At 47.8% G+C, this 21,646-nt stretch carries 26 protein-coding genes and 2 pseudogenes; 8 read left to right on the top strand and 20 right to left on the bottom strand.

The features are described from left to right. Positions 1–4 precede the first annotated feature (4 nt). From ACJ2PR_RS12830 to ACJ2PR_RS12815, 4 genes are all read right to left on the bottom strand, one after another. Positions 5–235, bottom strand: coding sequence for a hypothetical protein (locus ACJ2PR_RS12830; protein WP_446870740.1), 231 nt, complete (start codon positions 233–235; stop codon positions 5–7). 83 nt (positions 236–318) lie between these two features. Continuing rightward, complete coding sequence (locus tag ACJ2PR_RS12825) at positions 319–612, bottom strand: hypothetical protein (protein WP_446870739.1); 294 nt, start codon at positions 610–612, stop codon at positions 319–321. Positions 613–797: 185 nt separating this feature from the next. Further along, positions 798–1,127 carry a hypothetical protein gene (locus tag ACJ2PR_RS12820; protein ID WP_446877278.1) on the bottom strand — a complete coding sequence of 110 codons (330 nt, stop codon included), beginning with the start codon at positions 1,125–1,127 and terminating at the stop codon, positions 798–800. 403 nt (positions 1,128–1,530) lie between these two features. Then, positions 1,531–3,036: a peroxidase family protein gene (locus tag ACJ2PR_RS12815; RefSeq protein WP_446877277.1), complete on the bottom strand. Its 1,506-nt coding sequence runs from the start codon at positions 3,034–3,036 to the stop codon at positions 1,531–1,533. Between the two features lie 305 nt (positions 3,037–3,341). Between ACJ2PR_RS12815 and ACJ2PR_RS12810 the strand changes: the two genes are divergently transcribed. The 3 genes and pseudogenes from ACJ2PR_RS12810 to ACJ2PR_RS12800 form a co-directional block, all read left to right on the top strand. Further along, positions 3,342–3,719, top strand: a complete 378-nt coding sequence (locus ACJ2PR_RS12810; protein WP_446877276.1) for a cytidine deaminase — start codon at positions 3,342–3,344, stop codon at positions 3,717–3,719. A gap of 31 nt (positions 3,720–3,750) precedes the next feature. After that, a complete protein-coding gene (locus ACJ2PR_RS12805) occupies positions 3,751–4,260 on the top strand; it encodes a GNAT family N-acetyltransferase (RefSeq protein WP_446870735.1) in 510 nt (169 codons plus the stop codon). Positions 4,261–4,320: 60 nt separating this feature from the next. Continuing rightward, a pseudogene (locus tag ACJ2PR_RS12800) lies at positions 4,321–4,728 on the top strand (GrpB family protein); the annotation flags it as partial. Positions 4,729–4,822: 94 nt separating this feature from the next. Here the strand turns inward: ACJ2PR_RS12800 and tnpA are convergent. Both tnpA and ACJ2PR_RS12790 read right to left on the bottom strand, forming a co-directional pair. Next, on the bottom strand, positions 4,823–5,242 hold the full coding sequence (gene tnpA, locus ACJ2PR_RS12795; RefSeq protein ID WP_446875475.1) for an IS200/IS605 family transposase: 420 nt from the start codon (positions 5,240–5,242) through the stop codon (positions 4,823–4,825). Between the two features lie 495 nt (positions 5,243–5,737). After that, positions 5,738–6,877 carry a response regulator transcription factor gene (locus tag ACJ2PR_RS12790; protein ID WP_446877275.1) on the bottom strand — a complete coding sequence of 380 codons (1,140 nt, stop codon included), beginning with the start codon at positions 6,875–6,877 and terminating at the stop codon, positions 5,738–5,740. Between the two features lie 427 nt (positions 6,878–7,304). On the opposite strand from ACJ2PR_RS12790, the gene ACJ2PR_RS12785 reads away from it, so the two are divergent. From ACJ2PR_RS12785 to ACJ2PR_RS12765, 5 genes are all read left to right on the top strand, one after another. Beyond that, positions 7,305–7,523, top strand: coding sequence for a hypothetical protein (locus ACJ2PR_RS12785; RefSeq protein WP_446877274.1), 219 nt, complete (start codon positions 7,305–7,307; stop codon positions 7,521–7,523). A gap of 300 nt (positions 7,524–7,823) precedes the next feature. Then, complete coding sequence (locus tag ACJ2PR_RS12780; RefSeq protein ID WP_446877273.1) at positions 7,824–8,264, top strand: hypothetical protein; 441 nt, start codon at positions 7,824–7,826, stop codon at positions 8,262–8,264. Positions 8,265–8,352: 88 nt separating this feature from the next. Continuing rightward, on the top strand, positions 8,353–8,910 hold the full coding sequence (locus tag ACJ2PR_RS12775; RefSeq protein ID WP_446877272.1) for a hypothetical protein: 558 nt from the start codon (positions 8,353–8,355) through the stop codon (positions 8,908–8,910). 15 nt (positions 8,911–8,925) lie between these two features. Next, positions 8,926–9,375 (top strand): hypothetical protein, encoded by a 450-nt coding sequence (locus tag ACJ2PR_RS12770; protein ID WP_446877271.1) that lies wholly within the window; start codon positions 8,926–8,928, stop codon positions 9,373–9,375. After that, entirely contained in the window at positions 9,314–10,885 is a 1,572-nt protein-coding gene (locus ACJ2PR_RS12765; RefSeq protein ID WP_446877270.1) for a M48 family metalloprotease, read from the top strand. Before ACJ2PR_RS12770 ends, ACJ2PR_RS12765 begins: the two co-directional genes overlap by 62 nt. 133 nt (positions 10,886–11,018) lie before the next feature. Here the strand turns inward: ACJ2PR_RS12765 and ACJ2PR_RS12760 are convergent. From ACJ2PR_RS12760 to ACJ2PR_RS12695, 14 genes and pseudogenes are all read right to left on the bottom strand, one after another. Further along, a pseudogene (locus ACJ2PR_RS12760) lies at positions 11,019–11,118 on the bottom strand (IS1 family transposase); the annotation flags it as partial. A gap of 76 nt (positions 11,119–11,194) precedes the next feature. Beyond that, on the bottom strand, positions 11,195–11,890 hold the full coding sequence (locus tag ACJ2PR_RS12755; RefSeq protein WP_446877269.1) for an alternative oxidase: 696 nt from the start codon (positions 11,888–11,890) through the stop codon (positions 11,195–11,197). 83 nt (positions 11,891–11,973) lie between these two features. Next, entirely contained in the window at positions 11,974–12,243 is a 270-nt protein-coding gene (locus tag ACJ2PR_RS12750) for a hexameric tyrosine-coordinated heme protein (protein WP_446877268.1), read from the bottom strand. 279 nt (positions 12,244–12,522) lie between these two features. Then, a complete protein-coding gene (locus ACJ2PR_RS12745) occupies positions 12,523–13,401 on the bottom strand; it encodes an alpha/beta fold hydrolase (RefSeq protein ID WP_446877267.1) in 879 nt (292 codons plus the stop codon). A gap of 48 nt (positions 13,402–13,449) precedes the next feature. Further along, the gene (locus tag ACJ2PR_RS12740) at positions 13,450–14,055 is read right to left on the bottom strand and encodes a nitroreductase family protein (RefSeq protein ID WP_446877266.1); all 606 of its coding nucleotides are present in this window, start codon (positions 14,053–14,055) and stop codon (positions 13,450–13,452) included. Positions 14,056–14,192: 137 nt separating this feature from the next. Beyond that, positions 14,193–14,639: a cupin domain-containing protein gene (locus tag ACJ2PR_RS12735; protein ID WP_446877265.1), complete on the bottom strand. Its 447-nt coding sequence runs from the start codon at positions 14,637–14,639 to the stop codon at positions 14,193–14,195. A 34-nt stretch (positions 14,640–14,673) separates the two neighbouring features. Next, the gene (locus ACJ2PR_RS12730) at positions 14,674–15,429 is read right to left on the bottom strand and encodes an SDR family oxidoreductase (RefSeq protein WP_446877264.1); all 756 of its coding nucleotides are present in this window, start codon (positions 15,427–15,429) and stop codon (positions 14,674–14,676) included. A 196-nt stretch (positions 15,430–15,625) separates the two neighbouring features. Then, positions 15,626–16,615, bottom strand: a complete 990-nt coding sequence (locus ACJ2PR_RS12725; RefSeq protein WP_446877263.1) for an alpha/beta hydrolase — start codon at positions 16,613–16,615, stop codon at positions 15,626–15,628. A gap of 137 nt (positions 16,616–16,752) precedes the next feature. Continuing rightward, positions 16,753–17,763, bottom strand: a complete 1,011-nt coding sequence (locus tag ACJ2PR_RS12720) for an alpha/beta fold hydrolase (RefSeq protein WP_446877262.1) — start codon at positions 17,761–17,763, stop codon at positions 16,753–16,755. Between the two features lie 82 nt (positions 17,764–17,845). After that, positions 17,846–18,283 carry a cupin domain-containing protein gene (locus ACJ2PR_RS12715; RefSeq protein WP_446877261.1) on the bottom strand — a complete coding sequence of 146 codons (438 nt, stop codon included), beginning with the start codon at positions 18,281–18,283 and terminating at the stop codon, positions 17,846–17,848. A 470-nt stretch (positions 18,284–18,753) separates the two neighbouring features. After that, positions 18,754–19,230, bottom strand: coding sequence for an alternative oxidase (locus ACJ2PR_RS12710; RefSeq protein WP_446877325.1), 477 nt, complete (start codon positions 19,228–19,230; stop codon positions 18,754–18,756). A gap of 113 nt (positions 19,231–19,343) precedes the next feature. Beyond that, entirely contained in the window at positions 19,344–20,060 is a 717-nt protein-coding gene (locus tag ACJ2PR_RS12705; RefSeq protein WP_446877260.1) for an SDR family oxidoreductase, read from the bottom strand. A gap of 37 nt (positions 20,061–20,097) precedes the next feature. Further along, positions 20,098–21,120, bottom strand: coding sequence for a DUF4331 family protein (locus ACJ2PR_RS12700; RefSeq protein WP_446877259.1), 1,023 nt, complete (start codon positions 21,118–21,120; stop codon positions 20,098–20,100). Between the two features lie 256 nt (positions 21,121–21,376). Further along, positions 21,377–21,646: DUF2808 domain-containing protein (locus tag ACJ2PR_RS12695; protein ID WP_446877258.1), on the bottom strand; the 270-nt coding region annotated here is incomplete at its 5' end.

Here is a 21,646-nt window from a genome sequence, read left to right as displayed (position 1 = left end):
GAACTCAGTCCTCAATAAGTTCTGGACGGAACAAGCGAATCCACTCAACGAGAATTTGGTCATCGTCCATCAGTTGATCGCTACGCATAACGAAAAACTTTTCTGCATCGATAAAAACGGTCGCCAGGTTAGAGCGCCACTGGGTGTATTCTGGAAGCAACTCTACAAATTCACGAACACCTGGGTATTGTTTGAGCAGTTGTCGTTCGGGCGTTTCATCAGTTGAAGGTTTCATCGTCCTACCTTCAATGTTGTAAGGATCGCTCAAATTTGTACTAACAATCTTAGCATTGCTGAATAGTGATGTGAACTGCCCTCCTAACCCCCAAGTTTGAGGGAAACCATACCGCCGCCGTAGATATCATAGGTAATGTCTGTCGTTTGAGACACTTTGACTTGCATTCTGGCGCGTGAGATCGAGCCAGTTCCCACTGGAAGTTTTTTGTAGCCTGAGCCGTCGAGAGTTTGTTTCTGGCGATCGAATCCGACAAAACCTACGCCATAACGAACTTTGACAGAGGCACCGGCAGGAAGTTTGAAAAAGGCAGTTCCATTGGTATTCCAGAAGCTTTCAACGGTTCTCCAATCTCCTGCTCCAATCTCCTGCTCCAATCCGCTTGGTACGAATCATAAACTTATTCTCCTTATGATTGTGATCAGAAACGAAAAGCAACCTCGAACCTAGCACGAGGACTTCTGTTTATCCGTTGCATTGCATCAGTTAATCCAGACTTCTCACTAGCCTTTCAACTTTTGAAAATAGTAGTGAGAAATCCAGGATTAACCGCAGACTAGTGTTAAGCCCTCACATCACATGTAAGAACATAGTCAGCACCATCAAGCGTGAAGCTGGCGCTGGAGTTCTGCACCGGAGTATCACGAATGACAACCGTACCGAGATGGTCATGGCGGTCGGGCCAGCGTCCCAAGTCCAGATCCCATAACTTAACCTTGGCTCGAACGGTGAACGGGAGTTCGTCGTTGATCTCCCAGACCTGTCCGTTGTTCATGTTCTGTCGGTAGGTTTTGCGACCGGCGTTAGTATACGTCTCCATCATACATTCATCGTCGCCAGTGGTGTCTTCGGTCTCGTTGCAGGTAAGTGATTTAATGAGTAGAAATTCCATTGTGTTTCTCCAATTTCACAGTATGAGTTCAACCAAGATAGAGACCTGTAATTTCTCTATCGCCACCGTCTCATCAATCTGCTCGTTTTTCTCCGAGTTACAAGCCGTTGCAACACACCAACTACAGTTGCGATGCAAATCACCGTTGCAAACTGCGATTAGCTACAGCGCCCAATATTTAATATCAGTTTGATGAAGTGTTGCATCTCGCAGCTTGAAGATAGTTTAGCTTTGAGATTGCCTTCTCGATACATTCATCATGCACCATCAATTGATCGATTACAATACCCAAGGGGGTTAGTATTTGACAGGCTAACGTCAACGTTTGTAACTTGTTTAATCGGGTTTTGCTTCTAGCCTGAAGCCAATTTCAAAGCTGCGATCGCCTAACAGAATTGTCCTGCTAGAGTGGTGAAACAACGCCAGCAATTTGCAGCAAATCAATCATCTTGAATTCGCCATTCAAGCTCAAAGTCGGCACCCATTCTGGATCTTGCTGCAAGTAAGACAAAGAATCGCCTTGCATCAAACCAATCAGCACTTCTGCCACAATGCGACCACCGACTGGCCCTAAATGGTTGCCCTGACCCATCACGCCCGCTTCCCGCAGAATGTAAAACCACAGGGGCGTGCGTTTGTCTAAAGCAAACGGCTTCAGGTCGGCTAGATCCGCTGGCTCAAGCAGTTTCTCACCCATCGCTTTGGCAACACTTTGACCTGAAGGCACACGAAAAGTGAGGTTTCGCAGCAGGTTTCGCTGCGCGAGCGATTGCGGTTCTGCTCCCGGCATTCCGGGCAGATCAAACAGCGCAGAGGAAAGCGTGGTGTCGAGTGCTTTGTTGGGGCGCGATCGACCATCGCCAAACTCAAAAAAGGTTTGCCAGTCGATAAAGCGTCGTTTTGCCCGCTTGCCGCCCCGCAAATCGTTCGGGTCAGGGTCAGCCGGATCGGGTGAAGTCGGTCTACCGTCATCAAAAATCAGCGCAATAAACTGTTCGCTGTCGTCTGCTTTTGCCCCAAAGTTCGCTCGGTAGCTCGGACGCACTTGGGAATGCCCAAAGCGATAGGCGGCAACGGAGAACTCAACGGGGATGAAGGGCAAATTGCGCCAGTTGTAGAACTTCCGCCCTTCAGTCAAGATCTTAGTCACCATCTCCTGCCCGACTGTTTTGGGCAAAAACTCATGCACAATAATCCACTGATAGTGCCAGCGCACCAACCGTTGGGCTTCGGCAAAAATGCTGTTGGGGCTGGTCAACTCTGTTTCTTGCTTGACCCGTGCGACTACCGCATTGTGGAACTTCAAAAACGCTAGATGAAGCTGAGACACAATCAGGTTTTCATCGTTGCGGGGGTCGCCCACCAAGGCGGTGTTCTGGCTGTTGCGCGGCAGATCAAATCGAGGTTTGCCATCGCGCGACACCATCTCGGAGCCGGGAATCTCCTCGACTAGAAAGCTCGTCAGCCCAAAATCTACGCTTTGATCGTACAGATGAGGTGATGCCGTTGGCCCCGCTCCGTACAGATTGTCCAAAGCTAAAGTCGGAGTGCGGAAGTTTGCGATCGTCTCTGGATCTTGCTGACGTTCCAGGCTAGAAGTCGGGTCGAACGTCATATCGTGATCGATGAACTGCCCCAGAAACGTCATGCCTGCGGTGAGCGTGGGATGGTTGGGGTTGTTCAGGCTTTTTGCAGGGTTTGTGATTAGCCCAACCGGGTCGTTCACATCATCTTTGGCATCCATAATGCCATTTTGTTTTCCCACTTCTTTAAGTGCAGCGCGTAGGGTGGGGTTGTCGGCAGCAAAGGCAGGCAGTGTGGGAAAAAGCCGTCCAAATTTGCCTTGATCGTGAAAGGTTGAGCTAGGAGGGTTGTCGCCTCCCAAAGGCATTGCTCCGTGGCGAGTCATAAGACATATTCCCTGCCAAAATCGGCATGTTGTTAAAAGTGTTTCAAGACTGAAGGGATGTTGAAGCTTTCCTTCTGCTTGGCTTTAACTGTATTAAAGCCGTGTTTGATTTCTGAGTGAATTGGTGGACTACGGTACAAAACGTAGGAAATTTGCTTAAAGCAGTGAGGGAGCGATCGCTAAACCCTTTGAAATTTTCAATAAGTCTTTAGAGGGTTCAGTGCCATTCAGCAACACCTTTCTGTTAACTTTTCTATGCTCATCATCGAAGGATGTACTACAATATACCAAATTCTGTGTCTCATATGGAGTTAAAGGATAAAGAACTAATTGAAAATGCTCGCTCCATAATCGCTAAGCGTTTCAAAGAAGACTATCACCATGTTGGTGCAGCATTGCGAACAAAGTCAGGCAAAGTTTTTTCCTCTGTCCATTTGGAAGCGTATGTTGGGCGGATTGCGGTTTGTGCTGAAGCAATTGCGATCGGAATGGCGGCAGCAGCAGGAGATACAGAGCTTGAGACAATAGTTGCTGTAGATCGTAAAGGTCGAGTTGTGCCACCGTGCGGTATGTGTCGTGAGTTGATTTTCGATTATGCTCCTGGTTGCAAAGTGATTATTGCGGAGGTGGAGAGCATGACTATCAGCGAATTATTGCCTAGAAAATACCAGAGAATGGATTAACAATACACAAATTTAGTTAGGAGAGGCGCAGTTGCAATCTTCTGTTCTTGAGTTCAAACCTATCAACTTGGAGCGGCATCAAGATTTGTGTGTTCAGTTTAGGGCAGACTCCTATATTTGCAGCTTTGGCTCAACCGATCGCTTCTATAAACAGGATGGAAGTGGGGTAAAGGGATATTTGCAGTGGCTGAGACAGCGAACAACAGAAATTCCAAACAGTTGCGTACACGGTTGGAAAGGAGAGCAAATAATTGCACAAATTGAAATGAGACGTTGGAAACATGATTCAAGCGTAGGCTATGTAAATTTGTTTTACCTGATTCCAGAGTTTCGAGGTCAGGGTTTTGGTAAGCAATTAGATCAACACGCAGCCAACTTTTTCAAGCATCTTGGTTATAAGGCAGCACGTTTGAGCGTCAGTCCTACGAATCTAGTGGCGATGAGATTTTATATCAGGCACGGCTGGGTTGATTTAGGACAACGTGAAGATGCTCCTGAAGTTCACTATCTTGAGAAGAGCTATGGATCTGCCAAGCAGTAGCATTTCAGTAGTTATCAATGAGGATAGTGGCTTATAAGTTATCTGTGAGATACTCAAGTCATGAAGAAAGTAGAAGTTGTCCCGCATGACCCTAATTGGTGGGAGGCGTTTGAGGTTGAATCGCAACGAGTCACTGATGCTCTGGGCGAAAATGTTGTTGCCATACACCACATTGGCAGCACAGCTATTCCCGGCATCTATGCCAAGCCCATTATCGATCTGTTAGTTGAGGTCAAAGACATTGTTAAGGTGGATGGGCAGAGTTCGTCAATGGAATCACTTGGTTACGAAGTGATGGGTGAGTATGGAATTCTTGGTCGTCGATACTTCCGTAAGAACAGTCAAGAAGGTGTCAGAACGCACCATGTTCATACTTTTAAGCTTGGTTCAGACCAAGTAGAGCGTCACTTGGCATTTAGAGATTACATGGTTGCACATCCTGAAGACGCACAGAGATATAGCGAATTAAAGCGCGAGTCAGACACCCCCAGCAAAGCTGGTGGCTTGATGAATGTGACCGCCCCAAGGGCGGGTGTCCTTGCTGAAGGTGTCTGTGAGTCAATTAGAATCGTCCACTTTGCTCAAACACTTCTTGCTCTCGGATATACCGACGCACCACCTCCTCTTCAAATCCAACGGTTGAGACGGCGTAGCCCCGTGCCCAGAAATTCTCTCCCTCAAAATTGCGCTGCTTGCCTTTGAATCGACGGGCAATTGCAATGGCACTTTTGCCCTTGAGAAAGCCGATCACGGACGACACGGCATGTTTCGGCAGAATCGCAATGCACAGATGCACATGATCCACCAGCAAATGTCCTTCGATGATCTGGCATTCTTTTTGACGCGCCAACTCATGAAACACCGGCCCCAAATATTGCCGCAACTCCAAAAACATGGTCTTTCGACGATACTTGGGCACGAAAATCACGTGATACTTGCAATCCCACTTGCTGTGAGAAAGGCTTTGATACAATTCCGACATGTGTTTATCCTCCTACGGTTCGGTTCAAGCCACCGTGGGAGTTACTTTACACGCGCTCAGGAACGCCGGAAACGCTAAAAGCTGTTCAAGTCGCACTGGTAAAACCAGTGGCTTACCTTCTGAGCTACTGACAAGTTAGCAAGAAAGCACCTACAGAATGTAGATGAGTATGTGGATGGCAAAGACGGGTTTATCAAAGAAATGGATAAGAAAGCAGCACAGTGGCACACGCTACATATAAGTTAGCCGACAGCCTAACAAGAAGCTAGGCTGCATCCTTGTGGTTTGAGATTTAACTGAATCGACGAATGAAGTGACCCTGCTTGAAGGGCTAACCAGAAGCTTTTCTAGCTAAAACGATATAAGAGAATCTCACCTAAATAATTTGGACGATCGCTCCCTCGCTGCTTCAAGCAAAATTCCTATGATTTGTACCGTAGTTCATCAACTCACTCAAGAAATCAAACACGGCTGTTGTTAATAGTGCGTAGATTGTCACCCCTCACAGTGCAGCATCCCTAGCCGCTTCAAAGCCTCCACAACCGCTGATGTACGAGTTTTAACATCTAATTTCTGATAGATATGCTCCAGGTGCTTTCTTACTGTTGTAACGCCAACGCAAAGAATATCAGCGATCTCTAGATTTTCTTTGCCCTTAGCAATCCAGTAAAACACCTCAGCTTCTCGTCTGCTTAAACCCAATAGCTCAAAAGACTCAACTGATAATTTAGGCTGTTGTTGTTCCTCTAGGAGTAGTAAATATTGCTCTTGGGCAGGGTCAGTGACAAACCTCGTAATCAGTTGTTTACCCTCCTGTTCCACCTTTAAGGGCAGGCGAGGCTTTGAGACCGCTCCATTCTGTGAAAGCAAGGACTGTTGATACTTGACCCATCGTTGCAAATTCTCTGGTAATGATTGTCCCATCTGCATGAATGGGAAATATTGCCGTAACCACTGCTCCGCTTTGCGAGTCATTAACTGGATGTGCCCGTCCTTTGAGAGGACAACAACACCAGCGACATTCAAGGAATCTTCTAGCTGCTGGTTCTCTTGCTGAATTTGAGAAAACCCTTGCTGCACTTGAGAAAACCCTTGCTGCACTTGAGAAAACAGGTGAGCCGTTTGCCGAGCTTGCGTTAGATGGGGCTGTAACAAGTTGAGGATGGCGCGATCGCGTTCCGTAAAGCTTCGCTCACTCCGAAATAGGACAACCGCATCAACATTGACTGAATTTGCATGAGGTAAAATGACTCCCATTGGTTCCTCCATACTGATAGGGCGGAGAAATGTTTGATACGTCTTCAGGCGATAAAGTTGTTGCTTACTGACAAAATCTGACAACTTAGAAACTCCAAGATCACCAGTCTTTAAGTAATGCGCTACCCACGGATGCTCATGAAAGTGTTGATTAACCACCTCTTTCACATAACTACTAGAAACTCCGGGAAGCGGTGTTCCGTCTAAAAGTTGATCTTGTGTGAAGTCGATCGCACAATAGCCAGGTATATCTGCTGCCACAAGCTTAGGGATCGCTGCCAAAATACGAGCCGAAAAGTCTTTGAGATTACCGGGAATATAAAGCTCATGCAAAAAAATCAGAACTTTCTGATAATCTTGCTCGGAAAGTGTTGTCATCGCAATTCTCCTTGAAGGGCGCAAAGAAGCTGAGACTACCAGTGCTTTCAGGAGATGACTGCGATTCTCCCAGTTTTAACTCTGGATAGCGCATTTACTTCTCTTTACTTAACAAAAGGATTCGCTAAACGACCCATTACAGATCGGTTGTCTCCCAGTTAGGCTTTATAGGTATCAGGGGGTGCGCTGGTAGGTCTAATGAAGCAAAGTGCAACCCCCACTATAAGAAAAGGTGAGAACAATGGCACGCGTAGCAGATTACCTCGTAATGCGGGACGAAAGCGTTACTATCGTTCCTAACCCTCAAACTGGCACACCAGGAGAACAGAGATTCACAATTACTCTCCCCGGTGACATCGCAGTTGCGAGTACTCGACAGAGTGCAGTTTTGATGTTTCTCGTTCGTACTCCCGGCGGGAGCGTCAATATGGAAATTGATTTGAACGCTCAACGACTACTAAACCTCTCCGGGCTTAACGCTCCCATTGTCCAGACGATCCACGAGGTCATCGATCCAAACATCCTGCGGGCAGGGAATCAGAACGACTTTCTCTTCCGAGTTGTGTCCGCACAAGCGAATGCAGAATTACGGATCTCTGACATCATCCTGTGGTTCCAACGCGAGCCATTCGGTATCGGTGAGTAGGAAAACCATAGAGCCACGCCCACGGCACCAAAGTGTGATCGCATCATCGTAGATTGGGTGGAGCCTCGCGTAACCCAACACAAAACCTGAGGTAGGCGAATCTCGCTATCTAATGAACTATTACTGGGGACTGGTATTTTAGCTCTAATCCAAGAGCTAAGTATTATATGTGTTTGTACTCAGTCAAAGTCCCTCTTCCCAAGGGAGAGGGATTTAGGGTGAGGGTGGTTTGCGGCGTTTTACATTTAATTAGGTCTGCCTACTTAGATTCTCGGAAGCTATAAGTGGAGGTATACGGTTATGACAAAGGAAAGTGCATTACTTGTACTTGCTTTGGTCAGCTTGATAGGATGTCAACAAGACAGTAGAGGTGTAGACAAAAGCTCTTCGCCTCTCTCTTCTTCAACATTAGATAGTAGAGATGCTAGTGCGCCCTCGGCGATTGATGCCGAAAGTGTACGCGTCTTGGTAGGACACTGGCGCAAAACTACTATTGTGTTCGAGAATCCGCAGGATGAGCATTTGGTCTTAAATACTGACGGTGCTGCGACAACGTGGGAAGTAACGGCTTCGGGGCGATCGCCTACAACGATCGGTACGTGGACTGTAGAAAGCAAGATGCTCACCCTGCGGCTAGCGGGGAACACCATAATATCTCACCCATTTACCATCTACCAAGAACAGCTCGTTTTTCCAAACATCAAGGACGAGCGCGGCTTCTGGGAAAAAATAGCCCAGTAGGGAAAGAAACTCCTCTTCATAGAATCCGACGTGTGATGGCTTAATGACCAGACGTAACCAATCGGGATATTTTCAAGAATAAAGTGACATGACTGAAGAAGGACGCAAGCAACTTGTAGAAGATTTAGCACGTAAGACGCTGGAACAGATAGAGCCAGAGTCAAAGGAACTGAAGCAGTTCGACATATACAGTGAGGAGTATTTTAGATCTCCTCAGAAAGCATTGGAAGGAATGCAGGTTAAAGATAGACCCGCTGGCTCAGGATTGGGTATTGGAGAAATTGTACTAATTCCTATTCTTTTGTGGTTAGGCAGCAAGATCGCCGATAAGGTGACAGATAAGATACTTGATCGTGGGTGGAATCTCATGATTGAGGATCTATCAAAAGATGAACCAGCCAATCCAGTCATCCGCTTTCTCAAAAGCCTTTTCAGAAAGCTTGATTTTGGGAGAGCCGTGAAATCGACACCATCAAAGCTATCTATACTTCCTCCCCTGACAATCGCTGAAAAGCAGGAGTTGCGTCAGGAAACCCTGGCTGACCCTGAGGTGAAAGCCCTTGTTAGCCAATATAAGCTCTCGGATGCTCTGCTCGTGAGCCTTGTTGATGCAATGGTTGCCAATCTGCCTGTCAATCCTAATTAACTACTTTGACAGACTATGAAACTTGATACACCGCGTCTTAATCCTTTCGAGTTTCCAGGGAATACGGAGTTTCGGTTTATCCTTTTGATCGTTGCGGTAGCAGGTGCAAGTCTTTTTATTTATGGGGATTTCTACAATTCAGTTATCTGGGACAAAGTAAGTGACTTCTCGCCAGGGACTTGTGCGCTCTGGATGATTGGTGGCAGCATTCTGACTCTAGCTGTGGCAGTAGTGATTTACTGGTGGCTGCCAGACTGGAAACTCAAAAAAGAGAGAATGCGATCGCTGAGAGACAGAAATAGCCCTGAATTGATCCGCTACCTTGATGACCTCCATAGAGAAGCTGGTTTATCCCGGTTACCCAATTTTTTTTGGGGTGTGTTGGATCAAACTAAGGAGGGCTATGCCTTTGGACGATGGGGGCGCTTGTGTGTATCTTCCAGACGGATTAGTCAATTGTTTTGAAGAGAGCTTGCCTGAGTTTCGGGCAATCCTTTTGCATGAATTTGCACATATTTATAACGGCGATGTTCATAGAACTTACCTGTCGTTTACCGTTTGGTGGGCTTTTTTAATCACGGCTTTACCCACATTTGTTATTACATTACTACGCAGCCCCTTGCAACGGATGCTCGGAATGAGCGGGCGCGTCCTAATTTTATTTCTATTGATTTACCTAACGCGCAATGCTGTTTTACGGGTGCGCGAGTTCTATGCCGATCTTCGTGCCTCTATCTGGGATAGTAAATCGAGTGCTCTGCGACTGGCTTTGGAATCAGCGGAACGCTCTTCGGAGAAACTAGGCCTCTGGCAGAGGATATGGTTGACCCATCCAGATTTGGGCGATCGCCAGCGCATTTTAGATAACCCAAATTCACTGTTACAGATGGGTTTCTGGGATGCCTTTGCCACAGGCATGGCGACCATGATTCCATTTGCTAATTTTGTTGCCCTTGGTGCTTTCACACTTCTGTCAGTCACACCTTCATTGGGCTTCATGCTGGGCTTATTCATCTTTTTTGTGCCTGCATTGATCTCAGCAACATTGATCATTTACGTCATCGGTGCTGGAACTTGGCGTACAACATTTGCTTCCGTAGCTTGCGGAAAGCCAGTACATGGGATTAACAAACTGGGAATCGGATTAGCGTTGGGTATGGTTGTGGGACAGCAGATTTCGTTTGTAGGGGCTTCTAAGTACCTCTCTAATCCTCTTGTCCTTTTACTTTGGGGTGGGTTGCTGCTGATTAGTGTGACAATCTTTTTCCAGTGGATCGCTGCGGGAGCGATGGCATGGCTACCAATCGCTGCAACGAGTCAATCACCCCGCATTTTCTATCGGTGGGGGCTTGCGATCGCAGGTGGAATACTCGCTAGCCTGCTCCTCGGTATGTTTATAACATTCATATCGTGGAATGCTCAATCTTCGGCTCATTTGGTCATAGCATTTAATCCGTTTATCTCACTGGCACTCATTGGTTTGTGGGTATATCCAATGTCATCCTGGTTCTGGCGCAAGCGGGTAGGGCGTTTTCCTGTTTCAGAATGGCTCTTCTTAGACGGCCCATCTCAGCCCATAACCTTATCTCGGCAAGTTCAGCTAAAACCGACTTTGGCGTTAATTGTTGGTTTGGTGGGTGGACTAGTTGGTTACTTATTTGTGTTCATCTTTGTTGCACTAGGTGGCAATATCGTTGTCTTCATCTTTCCTCTATCCGTATGTATTCAAGTGTTGGTAGCAGGATTCGTTGCAGCTTGGATGAGACATTTAGGCAGTATTCACGGACTGTTTTCAGCATCCATTGCAGTTTGTATTATGTCCAGTAGTGTATTTACTCACATAAGCCTTAATTTGGCAGATGCATTATTTTTAGTGACTGGGGTATTCAATAGTGGCGGATTAGTTGCAGTTCCAACCGTGCTTATTGCATCTGGGATAGCAAACTGCTTCCGCGACAGTAAACGCGGCGGGTGATGGGAACGTTATACCGCAAGGTGATCGGTGAGGGCAGTTACCTAGAATTCGTCTGTAAGGCAGTTATAGGTTCTATGATGCACCTCCAGACGCTGCTTTGGCTTCGGTTGCACCTGTACCGGGTGAGGTACAGCTTGATAGTAGGCGTTAATGTACTGCTGTAGCCAGCGCTCTGAAAGGTGCGTGACACGGGCAATCCCAGCTAGAGGAATCTTTTCGAGTAACAAGCGATCGCAGCGTGTTCAATGATCTGGGCAACGGCTTCTGGATGGGAAATCATCACTACTTGAGGTGCAGTCTCGGTATTACCTAAACTTCGCTGGTTTGCTCGACCTTATCTGCAATTAGTTCAAGCACGGAGTGGGGGCTTTTGAAAGTTTGTCGTGCTTCTGGTTTCTGGAGTGCTTCCATTGTTTTGACATGTTCGCATTCGTCATCTCGAATATTCACAAACACGTCGTAGAGATTGTCTACCTTAGGGCGACGAAAATGATGATCGGAGGTGAACTGAGTTTCTTCAAACATGTAGAGATCGCCGTCGTGGTAGTAGTTGATGGCAACCTGGGGAGCAGGTTGAGCTTTTAGTTCTGTTTCATGGGTTTTCAAGTGGTGGTCGTAGGTATGGTAGGCATGATCTTCGATCAGTTCCATTAAATAGTAGGCATACCTTGGAGACAGCATATAGAGCAGCACAACGATCCAGTAGTAAGCAACTGCAATATGTTGAGCGATGAAGCGATCGCCCCAATAGCGATTACCTCCCAGTGATTCCATAATTAACAGATGATGCAATTCGTTCCAGGTTTCGGCAAAGTGAACTTTTAACAAATCTGCTCTGCGCCAGAAACCCAGGGTTTCATAGAGATGCAGCACCGAGAGATAGGAAAAGTAAGGCACACGGGCGATCGTTTCCAGCACATAAAAGCGGGGATAGGAACGATTGCCGTATACGACATCGACCACGAATACGAAAAAACCGACAATGACTCGAATTAAAGCTTTCATGGTGCATTCCTTTAAAGTCAGAACTCATAAACAGGGGGTTAGGTTTCCGACTTCTTAGAGAAATCAGAAACCTAACCTGCATATTATTTGCGCCAGTAGTTATTGGCAGCGGCGATCGTGGCAAATTCTGTCGCTACTGTTTGTCCAACGGCAATCAGCATCATGGCATCATTGCCATAAACATCTCGCAGTTGTAACCGCTTCGCTTCATCTGGTTGAGTTAACTTAATAATTAGCCGTGCCACTTTGACCGCCAGTTGCCGTCCCTCTTCTGATGTCTCAGTCAGTAGTGAATTGTTGGGAATCAATGTGACTTCGGGCGGTGCTACAACAGATGGATTGTTTGCAGTCATGTGTTATCCATGTCAAAATCTCCTAAGTTAGTATTCTCTTAAACACTGACGATCACTGAAAATCTAGACGCTACCGTTTTACAACGCAAAATCACACTACTTGATTAGATCTACTCGTGACAATTTCGTTTCTAGCGGTTCATCAGGCTTGAATTGTTCTCTAATCCAATACCGTTCTACAGCATCGACTAAGGCCATGACTCAAAGATAGGATAAACGTCGATCGTGATTCGCTCCGACAGTCGGGGGTGAGAATGATGCAGGGACACGGGGACTGCTCTATTGCGCGATCGCGGCGTGCTCAATGACCTCAGCAACAGCATCTGGATGAGAAATCATTACGACATGTGACGCGCCCTTCACGACGATCGTCTCCTTTGAGTTAGCACGCTCCGCCATAAACGATTGCACCGCTGCCGGAATGTTCAAGTCGCGATCGCCATAGATGAACCAGGACGGGATAGACTTCCATGCAGGCGCGCCGGAGGCTTCGTTCAGCGCGGCTTCCGTAATTGGACGCTGGGTGCTAGCCATCAGTTGCGCGTCGTTGACGGGCACATCCGCAGCAAACTGGGCGTGAAACTTGTCCTGCTGAATGTAGAGGTCTTTGCTGTCATCGGGCAGTAAGACCGGCGGTGCGAGTGTCGAACCGAGCGTGCTACCTGGATAACGTCCTGAGAGTTCGGCGGCAGTTTCGCCTGCATCAGAAGCGAAACCGGCAATGTAGACCAGTGCCTTCACGTTCCTGTTGTCATTGACCGCGTTGGTGATCACTGTGCCTCCGTAGGAGTGCCCGACCAGCACGATAGAACCCTCGATACCCTTGAGGATGCTAGCAACATAATCTGCGTCACTCTTGACTCCGCGTAGGGGATTGGCTACAGCAATTGTCGGATAGCCTTTCGGAATCAGACGAGTCAACACGTTATTCCAACTGGAAGACTCGGCGAATGCGCCGTGGATAAGAACGATGGTGGGCTTATTGTCTTGTGCGCTTGCAGGATTCATGATGCCTTCTAGAGAGGTGATGATTGTGGTTCCTAGAAAAAATATGACGATTAGAAGCAAGCGGATGCCATTCCTGAGAGTCAGCCTGTTCATGGTTTGGTTTCCTTTGTGTTTGTTGATCTCGTTGGATGTCGAAAAGACGGTCTCCATACCCGTGTCATGCCATCGCTTTTACAATTGCTCCCGTTGCCCCTGCAACTAAAGAACTAACGGCGAGGCGTTTCCCCACTTTCCGCTAAACACGAATTGCTCGATCGGCTTCCGTTGCCTTGGCATTAGATCGCGCTCTTTGAGTCCGTCAGAGAGCGTCATCGGATCACCCTGATAACCGATCGCCATCCCTGTCAAAGCTTCAAAACCATCTGGGATGGCAAAGCGATCGCGCGCCTTGTCGGGAAGAATGCCGATCATTTGATGGACACAAATTCCCCGTGCTGTCGCTTCTGCTGCAAGATTGCTGCTGGCGGCTCCGAGGTCGTGAGTTGCCGCTCGGTTGTCTTCATGATTGAGAGTGAATTTGAGGCTGACAATACCCAGAGCCAGTACTGGAGCATCTTTTGCCCAGATCTGATTCCCTTCGACTAAGCATGATAGAAGTTGTTGAAACTGGTCAGGGTTATCCTTGGTCGCGATGAGATAGCTCCAAGGTTGCTCATTGTAGGAAGATGCCGACCACCGCGCTGCCTCAAACAATGAACAGAGATCAGCTTCTGAAACTAGACGATCTTGAAAGGCGTATGGACTCCAACGTTCTGCGAGGAACTCATGAATTGGGTGGTTTGTAAATGCGCTTTTCTTAGACATGATTATTTCTCTCCAAAAAACTGCCCGTGAAAACCAAATGGAACGTGTAGAGAATCGCGGCTATTAATCCTTGGCGATCGTTATTGCACCCAAGTCAATGCCTGCTGTAATGAGTCAACTTGATGCGATTTTGCGTCTTACTTGTCGGATGTAACCAGATTCTTCTCGTCGGTATCAACGACAAAAACGGCAAGCAAGCGTGCGGGTTGAGTGTCACTGGCATTTGCGCTGACACCATGATGATCGCCAGGTACTTCGGCAAAGCTCTCGCCAGCGTGATACACCTTTTCCGGCTCGTCATTAACTTTGCTACGGATTGCGCCCTCTAGTACCGTTGCATAGATGAAAGACGAGTCTGGATGGGTGTGAGCGGGCGATGAGCCACTCGGTTGGTATTCGACCAGCACGCCTTTCATGCTCTTGCCAGGTACATTGGGAAGGGTGTGATCAAAGACCAGCGATACTTTATCAGTAGACAAGTCATCGGCTGAGGCTGCGAAGACGGGGAGCGCTGCAAATACAGAGAGAACTGCAAAGACGGAGAGAGCCGCGAGTGCAACTCTGTAGAGAAATCTAGTGAACATTTGGGTTCTCCTGCCGTTAGAAAATGAGTATCGGTTAAGCCGCGTTAGCTTGGCGATCGAGCCACTGATCGAAGTTCGTTGTCCCGACACGTGGCTTGTCACCGGGGGTGAGGGAATGATCGTTCAGTTCTACGCCGAAGTAGCGGGCGTGGATGTCTGTGATCACCTTACGTGCGTCCTGGTTTGCGCTCAAGAATCGTTGGACGAGTTCGTCAAGACGGAATTTTTCGGAACCAGCCACCTCGATCGTGCCGTTCACGGGTACCCCAACTGTGATGTCGGTCAGTGCGGCGGCAACGTCATCCGACGCGATCGGCTGCACTAGGGCAGGTGACAAGTGAACTGTTTGCCCGTCGGTGCCCGATTCGGCAATGCCGCTGAGGAACTCGAAGAACTGCGTTGAGCGGAGGATCGTATAGGGAATCTTGGAATCCTTAATTAGCTTCTCCTGGACAACCTTTGCCCGCATGTAGCCGCTGTCGGGCAAGCGATCGGCATTAACAACTGACAGCGCAACGTGATGACCTACACCCGCGATCGCTTCTGCCGCAAGCAGGTTTCGGGATGATTTCTCGAAAAACTCCAACACCGCTGCGTCTTCAAAGGACGGTGAGTTCGTCACATCAACGACAACCTTGGCACCCACCAGCACATCAGCCAGTCCCCCACCAGTAACCGCGTTGACACCCGATGAAGGGGATGCTGCTACTACCTCGTGTCCGCACTCACGCAGCTTTTCTACGAGTTTCTTACCGATCAGCCCACTACCGCCGATAACAACAATTTTCATGACATAAACCTCTTGTTGATCTAGAGAACACTTGATTCACCTTTTTAGGGTGAACGAATCTACCACTCCCATAGAAATTGGATAAGTCAGAGAGTGCTTGAGCTTGCGATCGCTAATGCTGTCCACAAAGCGCGATCGCCAAACCTGACAAGAACGAAAATTAATGGCAACTGGATGTAAAAGAAGCGATCGTTGCCTACTGTAGATATTTCTTCAATTCAGCCGCTGCGTGGACAAAAAGAGAACGAACTGCCGGAACCTCAGCTAAACCATTCAACAGTCCGAAGTCATGAATCATACCGTTGTAGCGCACAGTTGTGACGTTGACCCCAGCTTCATCTAGCTTGCGTCCATATGCTTCGCCTTCATCATGCAAGATATCGCTTTCTGCAATCTGAATTAGCGCTGGAGGTAAACCTTTCAGTTGCTCAACAGTAGCCCGTAGGGGAGAGGCATAGATGTCTTTACGCCTTTCTGTCTCAGGGATATACATGTCATACATCCACTTCATCAAAGATGTGGTCAAGAAACGTTTCTCGCCAAATTGTTGATAAGAATTCGTTTCAAAATTAGCGTCTACGATCGGCCACATTAGGATTTGCAACTTAATCTGCGGACTACCTTTTGCTTTCGCCATCAACGTGGTGACAGCAGACATGTTACCGCCGACACTGTTGCCAACGATCGCTAAGTTTTTGCCATCAACCCCAATCTCCTCACCATGATCAGCAACCCATTGAGTCGCAGCATAGATCTCATTAATCGCTTGTGGATACTGAGCGTCTGGAGTTGGAGTGTAGTTGACGAAGACAGCCGCAAAACCTGAAAGCACGACGAGATCACGAACCATACGCTTATGCGTTGGGTAATCGCCCAACACCCAACCGCCGCCATGAATAAACATGAAAACAGGCAATGTGCCTTTGACACCCGCAGGTCGTACGATATTGAGCGCGATCGAATAACCGTCAGCGGTAATCGTCTTCTCAGACTCATCAATTCCTGAAAGGTCTACTTGAACAGAAGCCTGTGCATCTGCAAGTACTTGACGCGCTGCGAGGGGAGGTAATGTCTCTAACGGCATACCCCCTGAATTCAGTACTTTCAAGAATGCCTTCACTTCTCTGGAAAGACGCGGATCATCTGCGACTTCCAAAACCGCCTGTGAGTTTGCTTGACTAATCATAAGTTCTCCTTTCGTTGATGATGGTGAACAATCTGTTGAAGTGGCGCTGTCAAGTTAGCTGTCTCGACAGTATTGATTGATGAGCAATGACCGTGAAATGACAATCACCGACTACCGACATCGCTTCCCAGCCGAGATTATTTCCTGCTGGGGGCTGGTATGATGCCCTTCCAATGCTCCTGCAAGATCTGTGCGATCTCATTTGGACGTTCGATCGGTGTCCAGTGTCCACACTCAAGCTTGATGACCCGAGATGCTTTCGTATCTTTGCCGAGGCGGTCAGCAAACTCAACCGGACAAGCCGGGTCCGACACGCCCCAGAAGACAAGACCAGGAGAGGTGATGTCTGCCCACTGGGCGATCGCTCCGCCCTGAACATCATCTGCCACCGTTTGCATTTGGCTAACCATAATGTCTCCTAAGCTTTGCGCCCCGCCGAGTGCCAACACAGGCATCTTGAGTTTGTGTTGAGCGTTTTCTTTGTTGTGCTGCACATCTTCTGCGAAGGTGCGAAAATACTCAAATCCAGCCCGCATTCCACCGGGTGCAGAGTAGCAGCGGACATATTCATCGATATCGGCTTCGGTGATAGCAACCGGGTTGTAAGACAACGCTTTGTAAAATCCAGTCGAAAGATAGGTGCGTTCTCGTCCAGCCACCAGTGCCTCTGGCAGGTTAGGAACAGCATGAAAGGCAAAGTGCCAAACCATCGGGCTAGTGATCACTTCTTCCCAGGGTTCAACGCCGGGAATCGGTGCATCAATGACTACTAACCGCTTCACATCATCAGGATGAGCGGCGGCATAAGCGTAGACAACCATCAGCCCAATGTCATGCCCCACCAAACAAACCTGTTGAAAACCAAGCTGTTTGACTAACTGATAGATATCGTCTGCTAGCGATCGCTTGTCATAGCCTGTCAGAGGCTTATCTGAATCACCCGCACCCCGCAAGTCAGGCGCAATCACGGTATGATGCTCTGCCAAAGCGGGCATGATTTTCCGCCACTCATACCAGGTTTGAGCATAGCCATGTAGCAACACTACGACATCGCCCTTGCCGCCGATCACATAGTGCAACCGTACACCGTTCACCTGAATTGTATGGTGAGTAAAACTTTGATCAACCTTCTCGGATGTAAAAGTCATTTATTTCTCTCTAATCGATGAATGAGTGATTTATTACAGTTACTCGATCAGCATTAATGTTCGGGCGGTGGGGGCACCACTTCTATTTCCTGCTTCGCTGCGACGGCGACAATGCTATCGATGTCCAATGTGCCCGGGTGAGCTTTGACAGATCCTCAAAGAAGTTCTCGATGCCTGCCGGGACGAAGAGGGTCAGCATTCTGGCAGGTGTGGTGCCAATATTCTTGTAGGAATGCGGAACGCCTTTGGGCGCGGTGATAAAACAACCTGCGGTTGCCGTCAGAGCGCGATCGCCCACCTGAAAGGCAAAGGTGCCCTCCAGAATATAAAACGCTTCGTCTTCGCGCCGATGTAGATGCAGAGGCGGCCCCGCTTGCGGCTCGTCGATGACTTCAATTAAGGTGTAGGCACCGTTTGTATCCGCGCTGGTCGCTTTCAAAATCACCGTTTCTCCTGGCAGCACTAGGAGCGCTTTGCCTTCGCCAGATGGAACAGCGATACCCTTTAAAAGAGTTTCCATGAATCATTCTCCTTGGATGGATAGGTTGTGTTGCAATAAATGTAAAACCTTTCTTTTGCCTTGCCTTCATCGTTCAACTTTCGCTCCAGTTAGAACACTCAAGTTCATTGAGTTAGGCAGCAAGTTAGTCTTTCTATTTCTAAAGACAGATCTTTGACCAGAGGCACGGCGGAAAGCGAGCCGGGTTCGTAAAATTTGCTAATCTTCTGGTAAGCATAGAAGTACACTGCCGATCTCTGTTGGCAATGCCTTCTAGAAGAATCGACCTACCCCATATCACTGTTGCTTTGCCGATGGATCTCAACGCGGACAAATCTAGGCAAGGCAACTCGGCTTCTGGTCGCGTTAGAGGAGTCATCCTATTACCTCAAGGATGGCAGCGGTTTTAGATGGCAAAGCAGGAAGTAGAGTCTGAGGAGACTTGGGGCAAGCATTTGATACAGGAAGATCTCAGCGATCGCACTGGGCTTTCACTCAATACGCTTCATCGGATTCTCAAACGCGAACTGGGAGTCGATCGCCACTTGAGGAGCGGGTTGAGTTTTCAGTTCCTCCCCATGAGTTTTTAAGTAGTCGTCGTAGGTGTGGTAGGCGTGATCTTCAATCAACTCCATTAGATAATAGGCGTACTTGGGAAGCAGCATATAGAGCAGTACGACGATCCAGTAGTAAGCGACTGCAATGTGTTGAGCAATGAAGCGATCGCCCCAGTAGCGATTACCACCCAGTGATTCCATAATCAATAGATGATGTAATTCGTTCCAGGTTTCGGCAAAGTGAACTTTCAACAGATCGGCTCTGCGCCAGAAACCAAGCGTTTCGTAGAGGTGCAGCACCGACAGAAAAGAGAAGTATGGAACGCGGGCGATCGTTTCCAGCACATAAAACCGGGCGTAGGAGCGATCGCCATACACAACATCTACAATAAAAACGAAGAAGCTGACAATGAATCGAATGAAAACTTTCGTGATGCATTCCTCCAGAATCAGCGGGACTAATTTGTCAATTTAGAGAGACAACTCCTGCTAATCGTTGTTCGCTAAGTGAAATATCCGTTGAATCAAATGAGTCGATGTCCCCCATCCACATGCAGGACTGTTCCCGTGACGAAGTTGTTCTGCATCAGATAAAGAACTGCGTTTGCCATATCCTCTGAAGAACCCATGCGCTTAACAGGTAGCTGTTCACGCACTGTTGCAAAAAATGCTTCACGCTGCTCTTCTGGTACCCCTTGCCACATCAAGGTTTCAACGACTCCTGGAGCCATGACATTGACTCGAATGGGAGCAAGCTCGACTGCAAGCGATCGACAAAAAGCCGCCAGTGCTCCATCAACAGCAGCAATCAGCGCAGTTCCGGCAACGGGCTTCCAGGCTGAAAAGCCCGAAAAGAAAGTAATTGAGCCGTCTTTGCTGAGATGAGGGAGGGAATGTTTAACAGCATAGAATGGTCCCAAAATCTTGCTGGTAACAATGTGCTTTGCTGCTTCACTGCTAAGTTGCCCGATCGGTGAAAACGTCAAGTCGGCAGCAGCCGTAATCAGATGATCGACGGTTTCGAGTTGGGTAAATAGCGACTGAATTGCCTGTTCATCTTCAATATCAGCAACGATCGCTTGTAATCCCTGTCCGATTTCTGCGACGGCTTGGTTTAGAGTCTTTTGCCTCCGCGCCACCAACGTAACCTTTGCACCTGCCAATGCCGCTGCTTTCGCTGTGGCAAGCCCCATGCCGGAACTTGCCCCAATCAAGACAACCTGCTTATCTTTAAGTGACATAAACTTTCTCCCATGATTTCACGTCGTTTGATCGGGTTTAGACTCCAATCTTTTGGTTGATGTTTGCGATAGCCAAATAGGGAAAATGGGTTCGCAATCCATCGGGTTTTCCAACTCGGTCTGAAAACGGGGTATTTGCGAGTAGGCTCAAAATCACGTCGGGGGCATCGTCTGCCAGTGCTCTTCCGTTTCGTCCCGCAAACCCATAACAAACTGGCAACTGTGGATTGTAGGTAAGAACATCAGGAAAGAGAAATTGCACCACTTGCTGTCCGTAAGCGTGAGGGTCAGTCGCAGTGTTCGCAAGTTGAGTCACCTTGGTTGTGAATGCGGCGATCGTCTCACCATAGTTAGCAACATCATTACGGGGTAAAGATTTGTTGTAAGCATCCTTTAAATGTTCGTCTTGAATGAAAACTTGCTGAATCAGAGGAGTCGCTGCACGGTTGATCGTCTTCCACTTCCCTTCATGCTGAATGGTCGTTGTGCCCCATAGATGAATCGTTTCAGCACCGAGAGCTGCATTAGGCAGTTCTAAAACGATCGCAGTGACATTATGCCCTGCCAAAGCGTTTTCAGCCGTATCAAACACGCTGGGATCGAACCGATTGTCTTCCTCAATGAGTTTGGCAAATTGCCCAAATGCTCCCAGATTAAAAAAGAAAGGGTCAGCAACTAGCCCCGACCAAATACGTCCACCGTCACCCATTGGGATGATTTCATTCGTGTAACCTGCTGCGATCAGCTTGCCATCACTATCGTAGTTTGCCGCAGAACTGCCCTCTAAGCGACGCACCTCGATCTGCTGAATGTTATTTGAATCAGGTTCTCCAAAGGTAACGCGATAATCCAGGTCTTCAACAATGTCAGCATTGGTATCGATTTTGAAATCATAGAGTGCGCCTGATCGAAAGGTTGTCGGCGAGAGTTCACCTGCCAAAGGATTCACTGCCATGATCAAGACTGTGGTGTTTGCTGATTCGCCTGCAAATACATAGACATCTGTAATATCTACTCGTCCATCTTCTTTAGCAGTTGGGGAATCGAGATGGTGTGACATAAGCTTATGTTCTCCTTTGTTAGTGTTGTTTTCGGTATTGTTGAATAAGAGTATGAATCTACTCAAAGCCCCTTTCCTTTAGGCTATCCATCCATTACATACATTGATGTCTTCAGAAATGAATGGAAACTGATAGGTCAAAGACTTTTCGCTGAAACAGTGCTCGTAAAAATGGAGCATTGATGGATAGAAAAAAGTAAGAAATGCAGGTGATAGTTCCTAGCCTATAAACCTGCACGTCAACGCCTGCTCACTTTTAATGTCCGTAAATGTTAATGCGTCCATAGCCTAAGAACTGACCCAGCCCATTCTCCCCGTCTGGATAGGCGGTCACCCCAAACAGATAAACATTAGCCCAACTTGGATTTCGCTGTGCTGCGAGTGCAACTGTGACCGTGCTGCCAGGTTGCACAGGTTGATCAAATACGATCGTCACTTCGCCTGGTTTGGAAGGTTTACCGCCAATGTTGGCTACCTCAGATCTTGCACCATTCTCAAGAAGGGGTTGCCAAATCGCCAGAAATCT

The organism is Phormidesmis sp. 146-33 (assembly GCF_052939515.1).
Note: the sequence above shows the minus strand (reverse complement) of the source record. Positions and strands in the feature narration are given on the sequence as shown.

Coding starts and splice junctions, on each gene's coding strand:
- ACJ2PR_RS12830 (WP_446870740.1), bottom strand. CDS start 235: ATGAAACCTTCAACTGATGAAACGCCCGAACGACAACTGCTCAAACAA.
- ACJ2PR_RS12820 (WP_446877278.1), bottom strand. CDS start 1,127: ATGGAATTTCTACTCATTAAATCACTTACCTGCAACGAGACCGAAGAC.
- ACJ2PR_RS12815 (WP_446877277.1), bottom strand. CDS start 3,036: ATGACTCGCCACGGAGCAATGCCTTTGGGAGGCGACAACCCTCCTAGC.
- ACJ2PR_RS12810 (WP_446877276.1), top strand. CDS start 3,342: ATGGAGTTAAAGGATAAAGAACTAATTGAAAATGCTCGCTCCATAATC.
- tnpA (WP_446875475.1), bottom strand. CDS start 5,242: ATGTCGGAATTGTATCAAAGCCTTTCTCACAGCAAGTGGGATTGCAAG.
- ACJ2PR_RS12790 (WP_446877275.1), bottom strand. CDS start 6,877: ATGACAACACTTTCCGAGCAAGATTATCAGAAAGTTCTGATTTTTTTG.
- ACJ2PR_RS12785 (WP_446877274.1), top strand. CDS start 7,305: ATGGAAATTGATTTGAACGCTCAACGACTACTAAACCTCTCCGGGCTT.
- ACJ2PR_RS12780 (WP_446877273.1), top strand. CDS start 7,824: ATGACAAAGGAAAGTGCATTACTTGTACTTGCTTTGGTCAGCTTGATA.
- ACJ2PR_RS12775 (WP_446877272.1), top strand. CDS start 8,353: ATGACTGAAGAAGGACGCAAGCAACTTGTAGAAGATTTAGCACGTAAG.
- ACJ2PR_RS12770 (WP_446877271.1), top strand. CDS start 8,926: ATGAAACTTGATACACCGCGTCTTAATCCTTTCGAGTTTCCAGGGAAT.
- ACJ2PR_RS12765 (WP_446877270.1), top strand. CDS start 9,314: ATGCCTTTGGACGATGGGGGCGCTTGTGTGTATCTTCCAGACGGATTA.
- ACJ2PR_RS12755 (WP_446877269.1), bottom strand. CDS start 11,890: ATGAAAGCTTTAATTCGAGTCATTGTCGGTTTTTTCGTATTCGTGGTC.
- ACJ2PR_RS12750 (WP_446877268.1), bottom strand. CDS start 12,243: ATGACTGCAAACAATCCATCTGTTGTAGCACCGCCCGAAGTCACATTG.
- ACJ2PR_RS12745 (WP_446877267.1), bottom strand. CDS start 13,401: ATGGAGACCGTCTTTTCGACATCCAACGAGATCAACAAACACAAAGGA.
- ACJ2PR_RS12740 (WP_446877266.1), bottom strand. CDS start 14,055: ATGTCTAAGAAAAGCGCATTTACAAACCACCCAATTCATGAGTTCCTC.
- ACJ2PR_RS12735 (WP_446877265.1), bottom strand. CDS start 14,639: ATGTTCACTAGATTTCTCTACAGAGTTGCACTCGCGGCTCTCTCCGTC.
- ACJ2PR_RS12730 (WP_446877264.1), bottom strand. CDS start 15,429: ATGAAAATTGTTGTTATCGGCGGTAGTGGGCTGATCGGTAAGAAACTC.
- ACJ2PR_RS12725 (WP_446877263.1), bottom strand. CDS start 16,615: ATGATTAGTCAAGCAAACTCACAGGCGGTTTTGGAAGTCGCAGATGAT.
- ACJ2PR_RS12720 (WP_446877262.1), bottom strand. CDS start 17,763: ATGACTTTTACATCCGAGAAGGTTGATCAAAGTTTTACTCACCATACA.
- ACJ2PR_RS12715 (WP_446877261.1), bottom strand. CDS start 18,283: ATGGAAACTCTTTTAAAGGGTATCGCTGTTCCATCTGGCGAAGGCAAA.
- ACJ2PR_RS12705 (WP_446877260.1), bottom strand. CDS start 20,060: ATGTCACTTAAAGATAAGCAGGTTGTCTTGATTGGGGCAAGTTCCGGC.
- ACJ2PR_RS12700 (WP_446877259.1), bottom strand. CDS start 21,120: ATGTCACACCATCTCGATTCCCCAACTGCTAAAGAAGATGGACGAGTA.